18 protein-coding genes are annotated in these 20,724 nt (G+C 61.8%); 7 read left to right on the top strand and 11 right to left on the bottom strand.

Annotated elements, in window-relative coordinates; all coding sequences use genetic code 11:
* Together dtd and tyrS are read right to left on the bottom strand one after the other, a co-directional pair.
* Positions 1-453: a D-aminoacyl-tRNA deacylase gene (dtd, locus tag RTQ46_RS11410; protein ID WP_312436634.1), complete on the bottom strand. Its 453-nt coding sequence runs from the start codon at positions 451-453 to the stop codon at positions 1-3.
* A complete protein-coding gene (tyrS, locus tag RTQ46_RS11405; RefSeq protein WP_312436633.1) occupies positions 450-1,715 on the bottom strand; it encodes a tyrosine--tRNA ligase in 1,266 nt (421 codons plus the stop codon). Before tyrS ends, dtd begins: the two co-directional genes overlap by 4 nt.
* 154 nt (positions 1,716-1,869) lie before the next feature.
* Between tyrS and RTQ46_RS11400 the strand changes: the two genes are divergently transcribed.
* Positions 1,870-3,237: a M23 family metallopeptidase gene (locus RTQ46_RS11400; protein ID WP_312436631.1), complete on the top strand. Its 1,368-nt coding sequence runs from the start codon at positions 1,870-1,872 to the stop codon at positions 3,235-3,237.
* A 94-nt stretch (positions 3,238-3,331) separates the two neighbouring features.
* Complete coding sequence (locus RTQ46_RS11395; protein ID WP_312436629.1) at positions 3,332-4,423, top strand: anhydro-N-acetylmuramic acid kinase; 1,092 nt, start codon at positions 3,332-3,334, stop codon at positions 4,421-4,423.
* Positions 4,424-4,601: 178 nt separating this feature from the next.
* On the opposite strand, the gene erpA is transcribed toward RTQ46_RS11395, so the two are convergent.
* The 4 genes from erpA to rplM form a co-directional block, all read right to left on the bottom strand.
* The gene (gene erpA, locus RTQ46_RS11390) at positions 4,602-4,964 is read right to left on the bottom strand and encodes an iron-sulfur cluster insertion protein ErpA (RefSeq protein WP_029496047.1); all 363 of its coding nucleotides are present in this window, start codon (positions 4,962-4,964) and stop codon (positions 4,602-4,604) included.
* A gap of 123 nt (positions 4,965-5,087) precedes the next feature.
* The gene (gene argC / locus RTQ46_RS11385) at positions 5,088-6,125 is read right to left on the bottom strand and encodes an N-acetyl-gamma-glutamyl-phosphate reductase (protein WP_312436628.1); all 1,038 of its coding nucleotides are present in this window, start codon (positions 6,123-6,125) and stop codon (positions 5,088-5,090) included.
* Positions 6,126-6,300: 175 nt separating this feature from the next.
* Positions 6,301-6,693, bottom strand: coding sequence for a 30S ribosomal protein S9 (gene rpsI / locus RTQ46_RS11380; protein WP_010393285.1), 393 nt, complete (start codon positions 6,691-6,693; stop codon positions 6,301-6,303).
* 9 nt (positions 6,694-6,702) lie between these two features.
* Positions 6,703-7,131, bottom strand: a complete 429-nt coding sequence (gene rplM / locus RTQ46_RS11375; protein ID WP_010393282.1) for a 50S ribosomal protein L13 — start codon at positions 7,129-7,131, stop codon at positions 6,703-6,705.
* 227 nt (positions 7,132-7,358) lie between these two features.
* On the opposite strand from rplM, the gene RTQ46_RS11370 reads away from it, so the two are divergent.
* Positions 7,359-7,781, top strand: coding sequence for an OsmC family protein (locus RTQ46_RS11370; protein WP_131376562.1), 423 nt, complete (start codon positions 7,359-7,361; stop codon positions 7,779-7,781).
* A gap of 95 nt (positions 7,782-7,876) precedes the next feature.
* Here RTQ46_RS11370 and coq7 read toward each other — a convergent pair whose 3' ends face one another.
* Both coq7 and RTQ46_RS11360 read right to left on the bottom strand, forming a co-directional pair.
* Positions 7,877-8,521 carry a 2-polyprenyl-3-methyl-6-methoxy-1,4-benzoquinone monooxygenase gene (gene coq7 / locus RTQ46_RS11365; RefSeq protein WP_312436624.1) on the bottom strand — a complete coding sequence of 215 codons (645 nt, stop codon included), beginning with the start codon at positions 8,519-8,521 and terminating at the stop codon, positions 7,877-7,879.
* Positions 8,522-8,605: 84 nt separating this feature from the next.
* Positions 8,606-9,046 (bottom strand): hypothetical protein, encoded by a 441-nt coding sequence (locus tag RTQ46_RS11360; RefSeq protein WP_312436622.1) that lies wholly within the window; start codon positions 9,044-9,046, stop codon positions 8,606-8,608.
* A 146-nt stretch (positions 9,047-9,192) separates the two neighbouring features.
* Here RTQ46_RS11360 and RTQ46_RS11355 point away from each other — a divergent pair, with 146 nt between their 5' ends.
* The 4 genes from RTQ46_RS11355 (at position 9,193) to RTQ46_RS11340 (ending at position 15,812) form a co-directional block, all read left to right on the top strand.
* Entirely contained in the window at positions 9,193-9,972 is a 780-nt protein-coding gene (locus RTQ46_RS11355) for an ATP-binding cassette domain-containing protein (RefSeq protein WP_312436621.1), read from the top strand.
* Positions 9,973-9,976: 4 nt separating this feature from the next.
* Positions 9,977-11,173 carry an ABC transporter permease gene (locus tag RTQ46_RS11350; RefSeq protein WP_312436620.1) on the top strand — a complete coding sequence of 399 codons (1,197 nt, stop codon included), beginning with the start codon at positions 9,977-9,979 and terminating at the stop codon, positions 11,171-11,173.
* A 157-nt stretch (positions 11,174-11,330) separates the two neighbouring features.
* Positions 11,331-12,230: an ABC transporter ATP-binding protein gene (locus RTQ46_RS11345; RefSeq protein WP_312436618.1), complete on the top strand. Its 900-nt coding sequence runs from the start codon at positions 11,331-11,333 to the stop codon at positions 12,228-12,230.
* 3 nt (positions 12,231-12,233) lie between these two features.
* Positions 12,234-15,812: a M1 family aminopeptidase gene (locus RTQ46_RS11340; RefSeq protein WP_312436617.1), complete on the top strand. Its 3,579-nt coding sequence runs from the start codon at positions 12,234-12,236 to the stop codon at positions 15,810-15,812.
* Positions 15,813-15,816: 4 nt separating this feature from the next.
* Here RTQ46_RS11340 and RTQ46_RS11335 read toward each other — a convergent pair whose 3' ends face one another.
* The 3 genes from RTQ46_RS11335 to RTQ46_RS11325 form a co-directional block, all read right to left on the bottom strand.
* Positions 15,817-16,203, bottom strand: coding sequence for a hypothetical protein (locus RTQ46_RS11335; protein WP_312436615.1), 387 nt, complete (start codon positions 16,201-16,203; stop codon positions 15,817-15,819).
* Positions 16,204-16,371: 168 nt separating this feature from the next.
* Entirely contained in the window at positions 16,372-17,844 is a 1,473-nt protein-coding gene (locus RTQ46_RS11330; protein WP_312436614.1) for a catalase, read from the bottom strand.
* A gap of 182 nt (positions 17,845-18,026) precedes the next feature.
* On the bottom strand, positions 18,027-20,687 hold the full coding sequence (locus tag RTQ46_RS11325) for a DNA topoisomerase III (protein WP_312436613.1): 2,661 nt from the start codon (positions 20,685-20,687) through the stop codon (positions 18,027-18,029).
* Positions 20,688-20,724: the final 37 nt, after the last annotated feature.

Raw genomic sequence — 20,724 nt, 5'->3', positions numbered from 1 at the left:
TCAGACAGGTTTCGGATCGATTTGCAACCAGAAGGTGACGGGGCCGTCATTGGTCAGCGACACCTGCATGTCGGCGCCGAACTGCCCTGTTTCCACCAGCGCATGGCGGCTGCGCGCCTGCGCCACGAAATGGCTGAACAGGCGCAAGCCGTCCTGCGGGCTGGCTGCCGGCGTAAACGACGGCCGCGTGCCCGATTTCGTATCGGCCGCCAGCGTGAACTGCGGCACCAGCAGCATGCCGCCGCTGACATCCGTCACGCTGCGGTTCATCTTGCCGGCCTCGTCCGAAAAGACGCGGTAGCCCAGCAGCTTGGTCAGCAGCGCGTCCGCTTCCCTCTCCGTGTCGCCGCGCTCGGCGCAGACCAGCACCATCAGGCCGGCATCGATGGCGCCGACGGTGGCGCCATCGACCTCGACCTTCGCCCGCGTCACGCGTTGCAGCAGGGCGATCATGCCGTCAAGCTGACGCGCGAGAATTTGCGCTTGCCCACTTGCAGCACAAACACGCCTGCTTCCACTTTCAGGGCCTTGTCGCTGATGACGGTGCCATCGATGCGCACGCCGCCCTGGTCGATCATGCGGGTCGCTTCCGACACGGACGGGCACAAACCCGTCTGTTTCAGCAATTGCGCGATCGCCAGCGGCGCGCCGGACAGCGTCACTTCCGCAATATCGTCCGGAATGCCGCCTTTCGAGCGGTTGACGAAATCGGCCAGCGCCTCTTCGGCGGCCTGCTGCGAGTGGAAACGGGCGACGATCTCTTGCGCCAGGGCCACTTTGGCATCGCGCGGATTGCGCCCGCCCTCGACTTCGCTCTTCAGTTGCGCCAGTTCGGCGATCGAGCGCCACGACAGCAGCTCGTAGTAGCGCCACATCATGACGTCGGAAATGCTCATCAGCTTGGCGAACATGGTGTTGGCCGGTTCCGTGATGCCGATGTAGTTGTTCTTCGACTTCGACATTTTTTCGACGCCGTCCAAACCTTCCAGCAGCGGCATGGTCAAAATACACTGCTGCTCCTGGCCGTACTGCTTTTGCAGCTCGCGGCCCACCAGCAGGTTGAATTTCTGGTCGGTGCCGCCCAGCTCCAGGTCCGACTTCAGCGCCACCGAGTCGTAGCCCTGCATCAGCGGGTACAGGAATTCATGCACGGAAATCGGCACGCCGCCCTGGAAGCGCTTGGTGAAGTCGTCGCGCTCGATCATGCGCGCCACCGTGTAGTGCGAAGCGAGCTGGATGATGCCGCGCGCGCCGAGCGGATCGCACCACTCGGAGTTATAGCGAATTTCGGTTTTGCTGGCGTCGAGCACCAAAGATGCTTGCGCGAAATACGTCATCGCGTTAATCTCAATCTGTTCTTTCGTCAGCGGCGGGCGCGTGACGTTGCGGCCCGAAGGGTCGCCGATCATCGACGTGAAGTCGCCGATCAGGAAAATCACCTGGTGGCCGAGGTTTTGCAGCTGGCGCATTTTGTTCAGCACCACGGTATGGCCAAGGTGCAAGTCCGGTGCGGTCGGGTCCAGGCCCAGTTTGATACGCAGTGGCACACCAGTTTGCTCGGAGCGCGCTAATTTTTGCGCAAATTCGCTTTCGATCAAGAGTTCGTCGACGCCACGCTTGGTAATCGCGAGGGCTTCTTGTACTCTGTCCGTCAGCACGAGCGGCGTCTGAGTTGCGTTAGCCTTGGCAGGCGAGGCGGTGGTGTTGATTTCCATAGATTTTTGCAGTTGATCTCAAAATGGTAGTAGGTTTGCAGAGTTTGGTATAATGCCCGATCCCATCAATCTTGCCGTATGAAAACGAACCAAAATAACAATAAAAAAGAGTAGCAGTTCACGAATCGTTCAAGGGCAAATTTTAACTGATTGCATGAACCCTATACATAAAATCACAGGCTCACGCTTGTACACCCAGCTCGCGACCACTCGCAAAGCACGCATAGTCGGCCTGTCCGCAGTGATGCTGACCGTGGTCGCTTTTGGTGCTGTTGCGGTGGCCCCTATGGCCCCGGATGCGTCGGACCTGCCGGTCCGTTCGATCGCCCAGAACCTGGAAATGCCTGATCTGTCCTCGCAAATCACCGCGCTGGAACAGGTAGACCAGAATTTCACCCACGAAGAAAAAGTCCGCGCTGGCGATACCCTCGCTACCTTGCTGACCCGTCTCGGCGTGGATGATGCGGCGGCCGCCAACTTCATCAAGTCCGACAAGGTCGCGCGCGGTGTCATGTTGCTGAAAACGGGCAAGCGCGTACAGGCGCAGACGTCCGAGAACGGTGAACTGAACTGGATGCGCGCCACGCTGGTCGATGGCAGCGACAATTCCGCGAAGAACATCCTGATCACCCGCAAGGGCGACAAGTTTGTCGCATCCGAAGTGGCTGCCCAGCTGGAACGCCGCGTCGAAATGCACGCACGCAAGATCACCTCGACCCTGTTTGCGGCCACCGATTCGAGCCTGGACGGCACCCGCCTGCCGGACGCGATCTCCAAGCAGATCGTCGAAATGTTTTCGACCAATATCGATTTCCGTTCCGACGTGAAACGCGGCGACTCGTTCAACGTGGTCTATGAAACCTTCTGGCAAGACGGCGAATTTGTCCGAGCGGGACGCATCCTGGCCGGTGAATTCACCAATCGCGGCAAGACGTTCCAGTCCGTGTGGTTCGAAGACCCGGCCAGCAAGCAAGGCGGCGGTTACTACAGCTTCGACGGCAAGTCCCTCAAAAAAGCCTTCCTCAAATCCCCACTCGAATTCTCCCGCATCTCGTCCGGTTTCTCGATGCGCGTGCATCCGATTTCGGGCAACTGGAAAGCCCACAAAGGCATCGATTTCGCGGCCGCCACCGGTACGCCGATCCGCGCCTCGGGCGACGGCGTGGTCGATTCGGTCGGCATGCAGAACGGCTACGGCAATGTGGTGGTCCTGAAGCACTGGGCCAACTACAGCACTGCCTATGCCCACATGAGCCGCTTCGCTGCGGGCATGAAAAAAGGCCAGAAAGTCAGCCAGGGCGATGTCATCGGCTACGTCGGCACCACCGGCTGGTCGACCGGCGCCCACCTGCACTACGAATTCCGCGTCGGCGGCGTGGCACAGGATCCAAGCAAGCTGAACGTCCAGGCACAGGCACCGCTGACGGCGGCCGAACTGTCGCGTTTCCGCATGGTTTCGGCCGACATGATGCACCGCTTCACCCTGCTGCGTCCTAGCGACACGGCACTCGCGTCGCGCTAAGCATCGCCCGCCCGACCGGGCAACAAGCAAAGGCACCGCCCATCCCGATGGCCGGTGCCTTTGTTTTATCATCACGCAAAGACAAGGAAACAGCATGTTGTATATCGGTCTGATGTCCGGCACCAGCCTCGATGGCGTCGACGGCGCGCTGGTCGACTTTTCGCAGGACGGCGTGCGCAGCCTCGGTGACGCCTATGTGGCGTTTCCCGCCCCCTTGCGCGCCGACCTGATGGCACTGCAAAGCGCAGGCCACAATGAAATCGAACGCGAGGCGGCCGCCGCCAATGCGCTGGTGCGCCATTATGCCGACTGCGTGGGCACAATGCTGGCCCAGGCCGGCATCGGCCCCGGCGCCGTGGTGGCCATCGGCGCGCATGGCCAGACCATCCGCCACCGCCCTGAACTCGGCTTTACGCGCCAGCTGAACAACCCTGCCCTGCTGGCCGAGCTGACTGGCATCGACGTGATCGCCGACCTGCGCAGCCGCGACGTGGCAGCCGGTGGCCAGGGCGCGCCGCTGGTACCGGCGTTTCACCAGGCGCTGTTCCATGCGCCGGGCCAGGCGCGCGTGGTGGCCAATATCGGTGGCATCAGCAATATCAGCGTGCTGCAGGCGGACGGCATGGTGACAGGGTTCGACACCGGGCCGGGCAACGCGCTGATGGATGGCTGGATCCTGCGCCACCAGGCCCAGCCGTACGATGCGAACGGCGCTTGGGCCGCCACCGGCCAGGTCATCCCGGCGTTGCTGGCCGAGCTGTTGAACGAAGCGTATTTTGCCCTGCCGGCACCGAAGAGCACGGGCCGCGACCTGTTCCATGCCGACTGGCTGGCCAGCAAGCTGGCTGCCTTCCCGAACGCGCAGCCGGCCGACGTGCAGGCCACGCTGACGCAGCTGACCGCCAGCAGCCTGGCGCAGGCAATATTGCGCGATGGCGCGCAGGCCGATACGGTGTATGTGTGCGGCGGCGGCGCCCATAACGCCACCCTGATGACGGCGCTGGCCAGCGCGTTGCCGGGCATGGCGGTGGCCTCGACGCAGGCGCTGGGCGTGGCGCCGAACCAGGTCGAGGCGCTGGCTTTTGCCTGGCTGGCCTGGCGGTTTACGCAGAGAAAGCCGGGCAATCTGCCGGCGGTGACGGGGGCAAGAGGTTTACGGGTGCTGGGCGCCCTGTATCCACACTAAGCCGCATTGAGCGGCAGCAGAAACACAAATAGCGGATCGACGATCCGCTATTTGTTATGCACGCCATTATCTCAGGCGTGCCTGAAAAATGTTCAGGGCAAGGCGCGTTGCCGAAGACAGTACGAATAGTACGACGAGGCAACGCAACGCAGCCATGAACTTTTTCTCAGGTGCGCCCTTAAACCGAAAAGGACGAGCCGCAACCGCAGGTGGACGTCGCGGTAGGATTTTTAATGACAAACTGCGCGCCTTCCAGGTCGTCCTTGTAGTCGATTTCCGCGCCGACCAGATACTGGTAGCTCATGGAATCGATCAGCAGCTGGACGCCGTTCTTGACCATGGTGGTGTCATCTTCGTTGACGATTTCGTCGAAGGTGAAGCCGTACTGGAAGCCGGAGCAACCGCCACCCTGCACGAACACGCGCAATTTCAGGTCGGGATTGCCTTCTTCCTCGATCAGCTGCGCGACTTTTTCAGCGGCGCTATCGGTAAAGATGATAGGCGATGGGATCACATCTTGCATTTCGGCGACAGCATTCATTTCATACTCCTCAGAAAACATGCGTTCATTATAGACTGTTGCCGCAAGTCGCGCTGCGGCCGCCTCTTTTTCGGCGGCCCCGGCGTTGTTATTGCTCACAGTCCCGGGGCGTGCCCGTATGGCTTACGGCAGCAGCGCGATATGCTGCAGGCCAGCCGTTTCTTTCAAGCCAAACATCAGGTTCATGCACTGCACGGCCTGGCCCGAGGCGCCCTTGACCAGGTTGTCCTGCACCACCAGCACGATCACGGTATTGCCGCCTTCAGGGCGGTGCAGCGCCAGGCGCAGCATGTTCGAGCCGCGCGTGGAACGCGTTTCCGGATGCGAGCCGAACGGCATCACGTCGACAAACGCCTCGTCCTTGTATTGCTCTTCGAACAAGGCTTGCAACTCTTCATTGCTGACATCCTTGTTCAGCTGCGCGTACAGAGTCGAATGCATGCCGCGGATCATCGGCACCAGGTGCGGCGTAAACGTCAGCGCTACCTTGTCTTCAGTGAAACGCTGCAGCTGGGCAGTGGTTTCCGGCAGGTGGCGGTGGCCGGCCACGCCATAGGCCTTGAAGCTGTCGCTGCTTTCCGAGAACAGAATGCCGATTTCAGCCTTGCGGCCGGCGCCGGACACGCCCGACTTGCAGTCGGCGATCAGCGCGCCGGCATTGACCAGGCCGGCTTTCAGCAGCGGGTAAAAGCCCAGCTGCATGGTAGTCGGATAGCAGCCCGGATTGGCGATCAGCGTGGCCTGCTTGATGTCTTCGCGGTTCAGTTCCGGCAAGCCGTACACGGCCTGGGCTATCAGCTCGGGCGCCGTGTGCGGAATCTTGTACCACTGCTCGAACTTGGCCTGGTCTTTCAGGCGGAAGTCCGCGGCCAGGTCGATCACTTTCACGCCGGCAGCGAGCAGGGCCGGCGCTTGCGCCATGGCCACGCCGTGCGGGGTAGCGAAGAACACCACGTCGCACTGCTCCAGGTTGGCCTTGTCCGGCGAGGAAAACGCCAGTTTCACGTGGCCGCGCAGCGAAGGATACATGTCGGCGACCGGCAAGCCATCTTCCTTGCGCGAGGTGATCGCCGTCAACTCGACGTCCGGGTGGGTTGCCAGCAGGCGCAGCAGTTCCACGCCAGTGTATCCAGTGCCGCCGACGATGCCAACTTTGATCATGTTTTTTCCTTGAATGTAAACAAATGAGAGAGATGCGAGCTACTGCCACAGTAACCCGGATGGGTTTTGCGCGTATTTTACAGCGCAATGGTGCGCCACGCAGAAATGCAAAAAGCCGCCGGCCCGAAGGCCAGCGGCTTTTGAGACAGCGCCCGAAAGCGCTGTAGCGTAGAAATTAACGCTTCGAGAATTGTTTTGCGCGACGTGCTTTGCGCAGACCAACTTTTTTACGTTCGACTTCACGTGCATCGCGGGTCACGAAGCCGGCTTTTGCCAGTTCCGGTTTCAGCGCTGCATCGTAGTCGATGAGAGCGCGGGTGATGCCGTGACGAACTGCACCAGCCTGGCCCGACTCACCGCCGCCATGGACGTTGACTTTGATGTCGAAACGCTCGACATTGCCGGTCAGTTCCAGTGGTTGACGGATGACCATCAGACCGGTTTCGCGCGAAAAGTATTCGTTTGCCGGTTTGCCGTTAACAACGATCAAGCCTGTGCCAACTTTGATAAAAACCCGAGCCACTGCACTCTTGCGACGGCCGGTTCCATAATTGTAATTACCGATCATGTCAGTTCCTTAGAGAACAAGTGCTTTAGGTTGCTGAGCTGCGTGCGGATGGGAACCTTCCGCGTACACTTTCAGCTTCTTGATCATTGCGTAGCCGAGTGGGCCTTTAGGCAGCATGCCTTTGACCGCTTTCTCAAGCGCGCGACCTGGAAAACGCTGTTGCATTTTCTGGAAGTTGGTTTCGTAGATGCCGCCTGGATAGCCAGAGTGACGGTAGTAAATTTTCTCAGTTGCTTTGGTACCGGTCACACGCAGTTTGCCTGCGTTGATGACGACGATGAAGTCGCCGGTATCGACGTGAGGAGTAAATTCCGGTTTGTGTTTGCCGCGCAGTCGGAGTGCCACTTCGCTGGCAACACGTCCGAGGACTTTGTCCGTCGCGTCAACCACGAACCAATCGCGCTGGACTTCATGTCCTTTAGCGGAAAATGTTTTCATGTTGACTTCCTAATAGATTACACGCTCAAATGGTGGTTCCGCCTGGTAAAACTGCGCGGACTCTGCCTTATTTACTTTTCCTGAGCGAACGGAAAGCCGACAAGTATAAGCGGCTTTGACCGCCCAGGTCAAGCCACGATTGCGGCCTGTTGCGCCTTTCCGGGCCGAACATGGACCGGCATTCCTCTATTACAATACAAAACGCCTATATTTTTCGGAGAAGTACGATGGAATGCAAAGTTAGCTGGAACGGCCCGTCGGGCATGAGTTTTCGGGCAGAGACCGGCTCCGGCCATCTGGTGACCATGGATGGCGCTCCCGACGGCGGCGGCCACAACCTGGCGCCACGGCCGATGGAAATGGTGTTGCTGGGCACCGGTGGCTGTACCGCCTATGACGTGGTGCTGATCCTGAAACGGGGACGCGAAGCCGTCAGTGGCTGCGAAGTGACGCTCAAGGCCGACCGCGCCGAGACCGATCCGAAAGTCTTTACCAAGATTCACTTCCACTTTACCGTACGCGGCAAGTCGCTCAAACCAACGGCCGTGGAACGCGCCGTGGCGCTGTCGCACGATAAATATTGCTCGGCGTCGATCATGCTGGCCAAGACGGCGGAAATCACCCACTCGTTCGAGATTATTGAAGAATAAAAACCATAGGTCGGATTAGGCGCGCAGCGCCGTAATCCGACAACACCGCAAAGGCCAACAATGCTGCCGGGTTACGTGCGCAGCGCTAACCCGACCTACAGGTAGTACGCGGTCTTGGTCATGACCTTGCCCATCAGGCCCATCAAGGCCTTGACCGGCGCCGGCGTATCGATCGCGCCCAGGCGCTGCGCGGCGGCGCCGTGTTCGATTTCATCGAGCTGCATCTGGCGCACGATGGCACGCGACTTGGCGTCCTGCGGCGGCAATTCGCCCAGATGGCTTTCCAGGTGCGCTTCGACCTGCTTTTCCGTTTCCACCACAAAACCCAGGCTCTGGCCGTCGCCCATGCGCGCAGCGATCGTGCCCAGCGCGAACGAGCCTGCGTACCACAGGGGATTCAACAGGCTCAGGCGCGAACCCAGCTCATGCACGCGCTGCGCGGTCCAGGCCAGGTGGTCTTCCTCTTCGCGCCCCGCTTCGTCGAACTGGGCGCGGATGGCGGCACTGTGCGCATGGCGCGCCTGCGAGTTGTACAAGGCCTGCGCGCATACTTCTCCCACATGGTTGACACGCATCAGTCCGGCGCTATGGCGCTGCTCGGCCGCGCTCAGGGTGGCGTCGGGCGACTGCGCGGCCGGCGTCGGGCGCGATGCGGAAGCCACGCCGGAAATCACGCGCAGGGCCTTGTCGGCGCCAACGATGAAACGGTCAAGGGGATTGAAGTAGCGGTGTGCGGTCATCGTGACGGGCTCATGTTGGGTAAAACACGATTATAGGACGATCACGGCCAGCCGTCGCGGGCCACCCTGCAGGCGTACCGGGCATTACTGACTTGCTTGACCTGTGCGCGCTTTTTCCTTTTCGATCCAGTCCACCACGGGGCCGACGGCGTCCAGCCCGGACAGGCTTTTTGCCACGCCCAGGTTCAGCGACACCAGGAAGAACATGCTGTCGACGGGGATGTCGGGGCAATGCGTGGCAAAGGCGGCCAGGAAGCGCGGCGACTCGAGCACGCGCAGCACTTTTTCGCCACTCATGAATTGCAAGACGCTGGCGATGCTGTGCCCGCCACCGAGCGAGTGGTAGATGAAACGGTTGTATTTTGCATCGATCTTCTTGAAGTCGAGCTCCTCCTGCGTCATCAGGCCGGCCAGGTAATACAAGCCCAGCGTGACGCGAAAGAAGCCGATGGCTTCCGCACTGGTCATGCCGGCGCGCGCCACGGCCAGCACTTTTTCCTGCATGGCCTCGTCTATGTTTCTCATTGCCCTTCCCCCTGCACCGCCACGCAGCGCCCATCGGCGCAGCTTGCATGAAGATGCAGCCTTTTTCAATAGCGATTCACTATTTCCTTCTTGCAAGTTACTTTTTTTGCATGCTACTCTCGGCATCTCACCACAATGGATGCCACATGATCGAGGTCAAGCACCTGGCAAAGCGTTTTCGCCTGCCACCCCAGAAGGACAAGGCCAGCGCCGTGCGCGACCCGCGCGAACACGATGGCTGGTTTCACGCCGTGCGCGATGTCAGCTTCAGCTGCGCCCCCGGCGAAGTGCTGGGCCTGCTGGGACCGAACGGGGCCGGCAAGACCACCACCTTGCGCCTGCTGTCGACCGCGCTGCAGGCCGACGCCGGCAGCGCGTTGGTCAATGGCGTCGATGTGTTGCGGCAGCCTTTGGTGGCGCGGCAAAGCATCGGCTTCCTGTCCGGCTCGACCGGCCTGTACGGGCGCCTGACGGCGCGCGAGAACGTGGAATACTTCGGCCGCCTGCACGGCATGCCGGCCGACAGGCTCAAGCAGCGCTGCGATGAACTGTTTGCGCTGCTGCAGATGGAACACTACGGCAGCAAGCGCGCCGACCAGCTGTCGACCGGCATGAAGCAGAAATGCGCGATCGCCCGCACCGTCGTGCACGGGCCGCAGGTGGTGATCCTGGACGAACCGACCACCGGCCTGGATGTGATGTCGGCCAAGATCCTGCTCGACTTTATCGCCAGCTACAAGGCGCTGCGCATCCCGCTGATCTTCTCGACCCATCATTTGCATGAAGTGGACAAGCTGTGCGACCGCGTCTGCATCATCAATCACGGCATCACCGCCTTCAACGGCACCGTGGCCGAGCTGCGCCAGTTCGGCGGCAGCAACGATCTGTACGACGCGTTTGTCGGCGTCATCAACCAGGGAGCGTGACGGCATGTGGACGATATACCTGAAGGAATTGCTGGAACTCACGCGCGACCGCAAGACCCTGATCTTCACCATTTTGATTCCGATCTTTGCCATGCCGCTGATCTTTGGCGGTTTTGCCTATGTCTCGAGCCATATGTTCAAGAGCGCCAGGACGGCACAGATGCGCTACGCCATCTTCGGCCAGCAGCATGCGCCCGAACTCAGCGCGCGCTTCGCGCAGCAGGCCAATCTGCAGCGGGTGGCGCTGGCCGATGAAAGCGAGATCCGCAGCGCCATCGCGGACGAGCGCATCAAGTTTGCGGTGGTAATTCCGCCCCAATTTGACACCACCTTGCAGCAGCATCGACAGGCTGCCATCGCGCTGCACTACAACAGCGCCAGCACGGTCGATGTGACCCAGCAGCGCGTGCGCGAAGTGATCGATGGCTATAACGGCAGCTTGCGCCAGCAGGCGCTGTCGGCACTGAACCTCAATCCGGCGCAGCTGGCGTTTGCGCTGGCGCCAGTGGTGCTGGAGAAAAAATCCACCGCCGACCAGCGCGAGCAGATGGGCGCCGTGGTCGGCGGCATGCTGCCATATCTGCTGCTGATGGTGTGCCTGACGGCCGCCATGTATCCGGCCATCGACCTGGGCGCGGGCGAGAAGGAACGGGGCACGCTGGAGACCTTGCTGCTGGCGCCCGTGCCGCGCGGCGCCATCGTGCTGGCCAAGTTCCTCGTCTTGTTTACGGTCGGCATGACGTCTGCCGTGCTGATGGTCGGCAGCATGGCCGTCCTCCTGACCGTGTTCGGCGGCTCGCTGGAAGGCAATATGGCCGTGATGGTGCGCAGCATTACCCTGCCCGACCTGGCGATGATCACGCTGATGCTGGTGCCGACGGCGGCCATCTTTGCCTCGCTGCTGCTGTCGATCTCGATCTACGCCAAAAGCTACAAGGAAGCGGCCGGCATGATCACGCCGCTGATGCTGCTGACCATCCTGCCCATCGTGGTGGCCATGCTGCCGGGCGTGACGCTGACCTGGCTGTGGGCCATGGTGCCGCTGACAAACGTGTCGCTGGCGATGAAGGAACTGGTCAAGGGCACCATGGACTACAGCATGTTCGGCGTGATCCTGGCCTCGACCACGGTGATCGCCGGCGCCCTGCTGCTGCTGTGCCGCTGGTGGTTCAACCGCGAAGCGGTGCTGTTCCGGAACTGAACCCCATCTGCCCCTGCCAGATGCACTCTGGGCACGCGAAAACGCCGCCTATCGCAAGCAACTGCCCAGTGCGTCTTAAATTCAATACAATGCCATCATGAGAAAGCCGTCGGCCGCCTGCCTGGCGCTGCGGCCGCAACAGTGAGCAAGGAGTTGTATGGAATTGCAGATTCGCCATTTATCGAAGACGTACGCCAACGGTGTCGTGGCGCTGGACAATATTTCATTGTCCATCCCGCCCGGCATGTTCGGCTTGCTGGGCCCGAACGGCGCCGGCAAGTCGACCCTGATGCGCACCCTGGCCACCTTGCAGGAATGCGATTCCGGCTCGGTGTTCTTCGGCGACTATGACGTGCTCGACGACAAGGACGATATCCGCCGCATGCTGGGCTACCTGCCGCAGGACTTCGGCCTGTATCCGAAAGTGACGGCCTACGAACTGCTCGACCATTTTGCCAACCTGAAAGGCCTGTCGCAGCGCGCGCGCCGGCGCGAAGTGGTCGACGGCCTGCTGCAGCAAACCAATCTGTTCGACGTGCGCCACCAGCGCCTGGGCGGTTTTTCCGGCGGCATGCGCCAGCGCTTCGGCATTGCGCAGGCGCTGCTGGGCGACCCGAAGCTGATCATCGTCGACGAGCCGACTGCCGGCCTCGATCCGCAGGAGCGCGTGCGCTTCCATAACCTGCTGTCGGACATCGGCGAAGACAAGACGGTGATCCTGTCGACCCATATCGTGTCGGACGTGGCCGACCTGTGCGCCAACATGGCCATCATCAACAAGGGCCATGTGCTGTTGTGCGGCAAGACGCAGGAACTGATCGATGACGTCAGCTGCAAGATCTGGGCGCGCTTCGTCGACAAGAAGGAACTGGCCAGCTTCCAGCAGCGCCATGCCGTCATTTCCACGCGACTGCTGTCGGGCCGCACCCTGATCCACGTCTACAGCGACAATGACCCGGGCGACGGCTTCGAGGAAGCCATCGGCGACCTGGAAGACCTGTATTTCGCCACCATCGCCGGCCGCCACCGTGTCGATCCCGGCTGCGAGCAGGACTAGAGCATGCTCGCGATCGCCTTTTTTGAAGCGCGCCAGCGGCTCAAGCTGCTGTCGACCTGGGTATATTTCGCCATGTTCCTGGCGCTGGCCATGCTGTGGACGGCCGCCGCCGGCGGCGCCTTCAAGGAAATCTCGATCAGCATGGGCGGCAGGTTCCTGGTCAACTCGCCCCGTTCGCTGGCCCTGAGCTGCGCCGTGCTGGGCTGTTTCGGCGCCGTGGTGGTGGCCGCCATGATGGGCCGCTCGGTGCAGCAGGATGTCGAGTACCGCATGCAGCATTTCTTCTTCAGCGCGCCGATCCGCAAGCACGAATATGTGTTCGGCCGCTTTCTCGGCGCCACGCTGGTGCTGGCGGTGGTGTTTTCCAGCATCGTGCTGGGCGCCTGGCTGGGCGCCTGGCTGCCCGGCATCGATCCCGAACGGCTGGGGCCGCAGCGCATGCTGGCCTACCTGATGCCGTATGTATTTACCCTGCTGCCCAACCTGTTCATCTTCGGCGCCATCTTTTTCGTCATTGCCGCGCTGACGCGGCGCATGCTGCCCGTCTACATCAGCTCGGTGGTCATGCTGATCGGCTACCTGGTGGCGCCGTCGCTGGCGCGCGACCTCGACTTCAAGACGCTGGCCGCGCTGATCGACCCGTTCGGCACCACGGCGCTGATACGGCTGACCGAATACTGGCCCAATGCCGAGCGCAACACGCGCCTGGTCACGCTCGAGGGCGTGTACCTGGTCAACCGCGCCATCTGGTCCGGCCTGGCCCTGCTGGCCTTGCTGCTCGGCTACTGGCGCTTCCAGTTCCACGCCGCACCCGACAGCGGCGCGAGCCGGCGCCAGGGCGACAGCACGCCGGCCAGCCGCCTGTCGAACGCGGCGCAGGACACGCATGAAACGCCGGACTTCACGCAGCGCAGCCTGGCCGCCCTGCTGATCAAGATGAGCTGGCTCAATCTGCGCGAAACCATCAAGAACATTTATTTTGTCGTCATCGTGCTGGCCGGCGTGCTGGTCATGTATGCCAGTGCGCTGGACATGGGCTCCATGTATGGCACCAATACCTATCCGGTGACGGAAAAGGTGCTGGAAATCGTCAGCGGCGCGTTCGCGCTGTTCATGCTGGTCATAACCACCTTCTATGCGGGCGAACTGGTGTGGCGCGAGCGCGAAAGCGGGCTGCAGCTGATGCTCGACGCGCTGCCGGTGCCGAACTGGCTGCCGCTGCTGTCGAAGCTGTTCGCGCTGATCGGCCTGCAAGCGCTGCTGAGCGTGGTGATCATGCTGTGCGGCATGTCGATCCAGGTCTTCAAGGGCTATTACCGGCTCGACCCCGGCCTGTACGTCGAATCGCTGTTCCTGTCGCACCTGCCCGGCTACGCCCTGACGGCCGTGCTGGCGATTTTCCTGCAGGTACTGCTGAACCAGCGCTACCTGGCCTACTTCGCCATGATCCTGTATTACGGCGTCAAGTTCGCTTTTTCCTCGCTCGACCTCGGCGATCCGCTGCTGCTGTATGGGGTCACGCCCGAGTTCGTCCATTCGGCGATGAACGGCGCCGGCCATTACCTGCTGCGCGAGCGCTGGTTCCTGCTGTACTGGAGCGGCGCGGCCGTAATGCTGACCGTGCTGGCCCTGCTGTTCTGGCCGCGCGGCGCGCACGACAGCTGGCGCATCCGCCTGCGCCTGGCGCGCCATGCCCTGAGCCAGCCGGTGCTGGCCACGTTTGGTACCGGTCTGGCGATTTTCCTCGGCGCCGGCGGCGTGCTGTTCTACACCTTCCATATCGCCAACGATTACAAGTCCGGCTATGCGCGCGACGCGGACCGCGCCAGCATCGAGCGGCTGTACAGGAAGTGGGCAACCACGCCGCAGCCGCGCATCGCCGACGTCAAGCTCGACGTGGCGATCTATCCGTCCCGGCGCACGCTGAAGGTCAAGGGCCGCTACCTGCTGGAAAACCGCACCGCGGCGCCGATCAGCCAGATCCTGATCCAGCAGGACCCGACGGCCACCATGCGCCTGCGTTTCGACACGCGCGTCCATCCCGGCATCGATGATGACAAGCTCGGCTTTTACAGCTACCGCCTGGCCACGCCACTGGCACCGGGCGCCACGCTGGGCCTCGATTTCGACATCGACTACGTGCCGCGCGGCGTGCTGGGCCTGGGGCAGGATACGCCGGTGGTGGCCAATGGCACCTTCTTTACCAACGCGGTGCTGCCGCATGTGGGCTACCAGCGCCAGCTGGAACTGACCGACCCGCGCGACCGCAAGCAGCATGGCCTGCCCGCGCAGGAACGTGCCCTGCCGCGCGACGATGCGCGTGGCCTGGCCGACAATGCCGTCAGCAGCGACGCCGACCGCATCGGATTTGAAGCGACCGTCAGCACCGTCGACGGCCAGACCGCGATTGCACCGGGCACGCTCGACAATGACTGGATCGCCAACGGCCGCCATTATTTCCATTACACGATGGACCAGCCCATCCTCAACTTCTATGCCTTCCAGTCGGCCCGCTACGCGGTACGCCACGAGCGCTGGCAGGACGTGGCGATCGATGTGTATTACCAAGCCGGCCACGAATACAACCTGGACCGCTTCGTGCGCGGCACCAGGGAGGCGCTCGAGTACTACACGAAAAACTTCGGGCCGTACCAGCACAAGGTGGTGCGCATCGTCGAGTTCCCCCGCTACGCCAACTATGCGCAGTCGTTTCCCGGCACCATCCCGTTTTCGGAAGGAGCGGGATTTATCGCCAAGGTTGACGACAAGAACCCCAAGGATCTCGACTATCCGTTCTACATCACGGCGCACGAAGTGGCGCATCAGTGGTGGGGTCACCAGCTGGTCGGCGGCAACACGCGCGGCAGCACCGTGCTGAGCGAGACGCTGGCCGAATACTCGGCGCTGATGGTGATGAAGAAAACCTATGGAGCCGGCAAGATGCAGCGCTTCCTGCGTTACGACCTGAACCGCTACCTGATGGGCCGCAGCGAAGAGCGCAAGCAGGAACTGCCGCTGGCCGACAATGAAAACCAGGCCTATCTCCATTATCACAAGGGGGCGCTGGCCATGTATCTGCTGCAGGACATCGTCGGCGAAGACAAGATCAACGGCGTGCTGCGCGACTTGCTGCAACGTCATGGCCGCCAGGGACCGCCGTACGCCAGCGTAACGGCGCTGCTGGACGGCCTGCGCCAGGTGACGCCGCCGGAGCAGGCGTATCTGATCGACGACCTGTTTGAAAACATCGTGCTGTTCGATAACCGCGCGCTGGCGGCCACGGCGCGCAAGCTGGCGGACGGCAAGTATGAAGTGACGATCAAGGTGCAGGCCGGCAAGCTGCGTGCGGGCGAGCAGGGCGAAGAGCAGGACGTGCCGCTGCGCGACCTGATCGAGATCGGCGTCGATGACAGCGAGGGCCGCCCCTTGCTGCGCGAACGCAAGCTGATGACAGCCAGACAGGCGAGCTATACGGTGGTGGTCAGTGGCCGGCCAGGCAAGGCAGGCATCGATCCCGATAACAAGCTGATCGACCGCAAGCCGGACGACAACCTGATCGCGATCGGCACCAGCGATCAGTAAGCAATCAGGCAGCGGCGCGGGTGGCCAGGCTCAGGCTGATGCCCATCTCGCTGAACACCTCGAGGTCGCCCAGCGGCAGATCGAGCGGAGCCGGCGGCACGGTCCCCGGTGCCGCCTCGCCGCCGAGCTGGAATTGCAGTTCGGCCACGATGCGCGGCATGGTAAAGGTGACGCCGCGCGAGCGGCATTCGGCCAGGTAGCTGCGTATGCGCAATGGCAAGGTCTGCGCCTGCGACGCCTGCGCCACCAGCACTTCGAAGCCGGAATCGAGATGGACCCGGCCGGCGCCTTTCGGCTCCCCCTTGCGCCATTGGCGCTCGGGTTCGCTGGGCAGCACTTCCAGGATGGACCGCAGGGTCAGGTCGTCCCCGTGCACCGTCAACTTTGCCATATTCATTGCAGAACTTTCTAGCCTGCACGCTGCCAACACGGCGGCGCGATCATCAGATCGACTAGTCTACGCATGGATGGCAATTATGTCCATACGGCAATATTTGATAACAGCTTGACCTTGCGCCATATCAACGCCCGTCCGCTGGTTGCCGGACGGGCTGTCACGTTACATCGCGTTGCCGATTGCCTTGAGGGCGGCACGTACGCCATTGCCGTAGGCCGGGTCGGCCTGGTCGAAGTGGCCCAGCTGGCGCTGCAGGGTATCCGCACGCACCTGGCTCAGGGGACCGGCCAGGTTGTCGAACAGGTTCTGCTTGCCTTGTGGCGTCAGCAAGCGGAACAGATTGCCGGCCTGGGTGTAATCGTCTTCCGTGCCGCGGCCATCGTAGCGGGCCGCGCCGCCATCGAGCGCCAGCACCGGTTCGCCGTGGCCCAGGCCCTGCGGCGCACTGCCGGCAGCGGCCACGTTGGCGTAGTTGCGCGCCGAGCCGCCATTGTTGACCGCCATGCTGCCGTCGCGCTGCTGGTTGTGGAACGGGCAGCGCGCCGCGTTTACCGGCAAATGCTGGTGGTTGGTGCCGACCCGGTACAGCTGGGCGTCATGGTAGGCAAACAGGCGGCCTTGCAGCATCTTGTCGGGCGAGTAGCCGATGCCCGGCACCGCGTTGGCGGGCGAAAACGCGGCCTGTTCCACTTCCGCATGGTAGTTGTCCGGGTTGCGGTTCAGTTCGAACACGCCGACCGGCAGCAGCGGAAAGTCCCCGTGCGGCCAGACTTTCGTCAGATCAAACGGGTTCCATCCCGTGCGCTGTTCCCACCCGACGAGCTGCGCTTCGGTCGCCACCTGCAGCTTGACGTCCCACTGCGGGAAGTCGCCCCGTTCGATGGCGCCGAACAGGTCGCGCTGGGCGTAGTCCGGGTCGGCACCGGCCAGGCGGCCCGCTTCGGATGCCGACAGATTCTTGATGCCCTGGCGCGTCTTGAAATGCCATTTCACATACACACGCTGGCCGTCGGCATTGATCAGGCTGTAAGTGTGGCTGCCGAAGCCATCCATGTGGCGGTAGCCATCCGGCGTACCGCGGTCCGAAAACAGCATGGTGACCTGGTGCAGGCTTTCCGGCGCATGGCTCCAGAAATCGAACATCATCTCGGCCGATTTCAGGTTGCTCTGCGGATCGCGCTTTTGCGTGTGGATAAAGTCGGGGAACTTGATCGGGTCCTTGATGAAGAACATCGGCGTGTTGTTGCCGACCAGGTCCCAGTTGCCCTCCTCCGTATAGAAGCGCAGGGCGAAGCCGCGCGGATCGCGCTCCGTGTCGGCACTGCCGCGCTCGCCGCCTACCGTGGAAAAGCGGGCAAAGGTGGCCGTCTGCTTGCCGACTTCGCTGAACAGTTTTGCCTTGGTATGGGCGGAAATATCGTGTGTGACGGTAAACGTGCCGTAGGCGCCCGAACCTTTCGCGTGCACCACGCGCTCCGGAATGCGCTCGCGGTTGAAGTGCTGGAGTTTTTCCAGCAGATGGAAATCCTGCAGCAGCAAGGGACCGCGCGCACCGGCGCTGACGGAGTTCTGGTTGTCGGCCAGCGGAATGCCGGAAGCGGTGGACAGGGGAGTATTTGGCGGCGGCGTGCTCATGGTGCTTTCCTTCGTTGTTGACTGATGAACACAGTGTAACGAGCTGGGCAGCAAAGACAAAGTTAATTGATTTTATTGGATCAATAGATATTTACAATGACAGCGCTGCATCGCCTACCTGCAGCCGCCAGACGAAAAAAGCCAGGGATATCCCTGGCTTTTTGCTTGCTGCGGTACGCTGCTTACTCGGCCGCTGCCGCCTTCTTGGCTGGCGCTTTTTTCGCCGCCGGCTTTTTCACGGCTGCCGCTTTTTTCGCCGGCGCCTTTTTGACTGCCGCCTTTTTCGCTGGCGCCGCACCCTCTTCGCCCTCGGCCTCGGCTGCCGCCGCCTTGCCCTTGGCGGGGGCTTTCGCGCCCGGCTTGGCCTTGCGCTCTTCGAACTCGAAGCTTACCTTGCCATCCTTGCCGCGCACCAGGAAGGCCTTGAACGGACGGCGCGTGCGCTGCGAGATAAAGCCCGGCAGCAGGTCGGTCTTGCCTTCGTTGAGCAGTTTCGCCATTTGTTCCGGCAAGATTTCCTGCTGCAGGATGATGCGGCCGCTGCGGAAGTCGCACGTCTTCGGTTTGGCCACGCTGTGTTCGCACACATAGGCCAGGCCCATCTCGAAGACGCCGCCGGCGCACTTCGGACACGGTCCCAGCGCCGTCTGGCCCGTGAAGTCGACGCCTTCGCCGTCTTCGCTTTCGTCGTTCTGGCCGAAATCGAATTCCAGCTTGAAATTCTTGATCTCTTCATCGCGCACGATGCGCAGGATCGCCGCAAACGGACGGCCCATTTTCGAGCGGAAACCTTGCAGCGGGCCGATGGTGCGGTCCTTCAGCAATTGCTCGACTTCGGCAATCTCGAACTGGCGCGAACCCGGCGTCTTGCTCATCGAAAAATCGCACTTGGTGCAGGCAAAGCGGCGGTAGTTTTCCTTGACGACGCTCTGGCAATTCGGGCACGGCGTTTCGAGCGTCGCGTAGTCGCCGGGAATGGTGTCGTTGTCGTATTCCTTGGCACGCTTGACGATAATTTGCGTCATCTGCGCGATTTCACGCATGAATTCGTCGCGCGAAATCTTGCCTTTTTCCATCTGCGACAGCTTGTATTCCCACTCGCCCGTCAGCTCCGGCGCCGTCAGTTCGTTGACGCCCAGGCCTTTCAACAAGGTCATCAGCTGCGACGCCTTGGCGGTCGGCATCAGCTCGCGCCCTTCGCGGATCAGGTAGCGTTCCGTCAGCAGGCCCTCGATGGTGGCCGCGCGTGTCGCCGGCGTGCCCAGGCCCTTGCCGGCCATCGCATCGCGCAGCTCGTCATCGTCGATCAGCTTGCCGGCGCCTTCCATTGCCGACAGCAGCGTCGCTTCCGTGTAGCGCGCAGGCGGTTTCGTCACCAGGCCGTTGGCGCTGACGCTTTCGGTCTGCACTTTTTCGCCCTTGGCCACCGGCACCAGGTTGCCGTTGCCATTGCTTTCCTTGTCGGCGTCGGTCGACGCTTCCTTGCCGTAGATGGCCAGCCAGCCCGGATTGGTCATGACCTTGCCTTCAGTCTTGAACTGATGGCCGGACACTTCCGTGTAGCGCGTGGTGACCTGGAACTCCGCAGGCGGGAAGAACACGGCCATGAAGCGGCGCGTGACCAGGTCGTACAGTTTCTGTTCCGGCTCGGACAGGTTCTTCGGCGCGATCGTGGTCGGGATGATCGCGAAGTGATCCGAGATCTTGGTGTTGTCGAAGATGCGCTTGTTCGGCTTGACCCAGCCCTTGTCGATGATCTGCTTGGCGAACTGGTGGTAGTTGCTGTTGTCCTTGACCGTTTCCAGCGCCTGCAGCACGGTCGGCATATAGTCTTCCGGCAGGTGGCGCGAATCGGTACGCGGATACGTCAGCACCTTGTGCTTTTCGTACAGCGCCTGGGCCAGGCCCAGCGTGTTCTTGGCGGAAAAACCGAAACGCGAGTTCGCTTCGCGCTGCAGGCTGGTCAGGTCGAACAGGCCCGGCGCCATCGAGGTGGTCGGTTTCGATTCTTCCGTGACCGTGCCCTGGCGGCCGCGGCAGGCGGTGGCGATCGAGTCGGCTGCCGTCTTGCTCCACAGGCGCTCGGCGCGCTTCTCGGGATCGTTCTCGTCTTTCTTGAACTTGGTGTCGAGCCAGCGGCCTTCATAGATGCCGGCCGCGCAGACGAATTCGGCGCGCACTTCCCAGAAGTCGCGCGGCACGAATTTCTTGATTTTATCTTCGCGTTCGACCACGATCGACAGGGTCGGCGTCTGCACGCGGCCCACGGTGGTCAGATAGAAACCGCCCTCTTTCGAGTTGAATGCCGTCATGGCGCGCGTGCCATTGATGCCGATCAGCCAATCGGCTTCCGAACGGCAACGGGCCGCATCGGCCAGCGGCAGCATCTCTTCGTCGCTGCGCAGGTGCGAGAAGCCGTCGCGGATCGCGCCCGGCGTCATCGACTGCAGCCACAGGCGCTTGACCGGCTGCTTGGCTTTCGCGTTCTGCGCGATCAGGCGGAAAATCAGCTCGCCTTCGCGCCCGGCATCGCAGGCGTTGATCAGGGTGGTCACGTCTTTACGCTTGATCAGCTTGTTCAATACTTTGAGACGGGCTTCCGTCTTGGCGATCGGGTTCAGCGCGAAATACGGCGGAATCATCGGCAGGTGCGCGAAACTCCATTTGCCGCGCTTGACGTCGAATTCTTCCGGCACGGCGATTTCCAGCAGGTGGCCGACTGCCGACGACAGGACGTATTGCTCCGATTCAAAGTACTCATCGTGCTTGGTAAAGCCGCCAAGCGTCTTCGCGATATCGTTCGCGACAGAAGGCTTCTCGGCGATGATGAGGGTTTTTGTCATAGTTATTAGTCTCGAAAAATGCTCTAGGATAGTGTCA

The organism is Janthinobacterium sp. (assembly GCF_031995485.1).
GTDB lineage: Bacteria > Pseudomonadota > Gammaproteobacteria > Burkholderiales > Burkholderiaceae_D > Janthinobacterium.
Note: the sequence above shows the minus strand (reverse complement) of the source record. Positions and strands in the feature narration are given on the sequence as shown.

Excerpts from the sequence above, each read along its gene's own strand:
- dtd (WP_312436634.1), bottom strand. The coding sequence starts at position 453 with ATGATCGCCCTGCTGCAACGCGTGACGCGGGCGAAGGTCGAGGTCGAT.
- tyrS (WP_312436633.1), bottom strand. The coding sequence starts at position 1,715 with ATGGAAATCAACACCACCGCCTCGCCTGCCAAGGCTAACGCAACTCAG.
- RTQ46_RS11400 (WP_312436631.1), top strand. The coding sequence starts at position 1,870 with ATGAACCCTATACATAAAATCACAGGCTCACGCTTGTACACCCAGCTC.
- RTQ46_RS11395 (WP_312436629.1), top strand. The coding sequence starts at position 3,332 with ATGTTGTATATCGGTCTGATGTCCGGCACCAGCCTCGATGGCGTCGAC.
- erpA (WP_029496047.1), bottom strand. The coding sequence starts at position 4,964 with ATGAATGCTGTCGCCGAAATGCAAGATGTGATCCCATCGCCTATCATC.
- argC (WP_312436628.1), bottom strand. The coding sequence starts at position 6,125 with ATGATCAAAGTTGGCATCGTCGGCGGCACTGGATACACTGGCGTGGAA.
- rpsI (WP_010393285.1), bottom strand. The coding sequence starts at position 6,693 with ATGATCGGTAATTACAATTATGGAACCGGCCGTCGCAAGAGTGCAGTG.
- rplM (WP_010393282.1), bottom strand. The coding sequence starts at position 7,131 with ATGAAAACATTTTCCGCTAAAGGACATGAAGTCCAGCGCGATTGGTTC.
- RTQ46_RS11370 (WP_131376562.1), top strand. The coding sequence starts at position 7,359 with ATGGAATGCAAAGTTAGCTGGAACGGCCCGTCGGGCATGAGTTTTCGG.
- coq7 (WP_312436624.1), bottom strand. The coding sequence starts at position 8,521 with ATGACCGCACACCGCTACTTCAATCCCCTTGACCGTTTCATCGTTGGC.
- RTQ46_RS11360 (WP_312436622.1), bottom strand. The coding sequence starts at position 9,046 with ATGAGAAACATAGACGAGGCCATGCAGGAAAAAGTGCTGGCCGTGGCG.
- RTQ46_RS11355 (WP_312436621.1), top strand. The coding sequence starts at position 9,193 with ATGATCGAGGTCAAGCACCTGGCAAAGCGTTTTCGCCTGCCACCCCAG.
- RTQ46_RS11350 (WP_312436620.1), top strand. The coding sequence starts at position 9,977 with ATGTGGACGATATACCTGAAGGAATTGCTGGAACTCACGCGCGACCGC.
- RTQ46_RS11345 (WP_312436618.1), top strand. The coding sequence starts at position 11,331 with ATGGAATTGCAGATTCGCCATTTATCGAAGACGTACGCCAACGGTGTC.
- RTQ46_RS11340 (WP_312436617.1), top strand. The coding sequence starts at position 12,234 with ATGCTCGCGATCGCCTTTTTTGAAGCGCGCCAGCGGCTCAAGCTGCTG.
- RTQ46_RS11335 (WP_312436615.1), bottom strand. The coding sequence starts at position 16,203 with ATGGCAAAGTTGACGGTGCACGGGGACGACCTGACCCTGCGGTCCATC.
- RTQ46_RS11330 (WP_312436614.1), bottom strand. The coding sequence starts at position 17,844 with ATGAGCACGCCGCCGCCAAATACTCCCCTGTCCACCGCTTCCGGCATT.
- RTQ46_RS11325 (WP_312436613.1), bottom strand. The coding sequence starts at position 20,687 with ATGACAAAAACCCTCATCATCGCCGAGAAGCCTTCTGTCGCGAACGAT.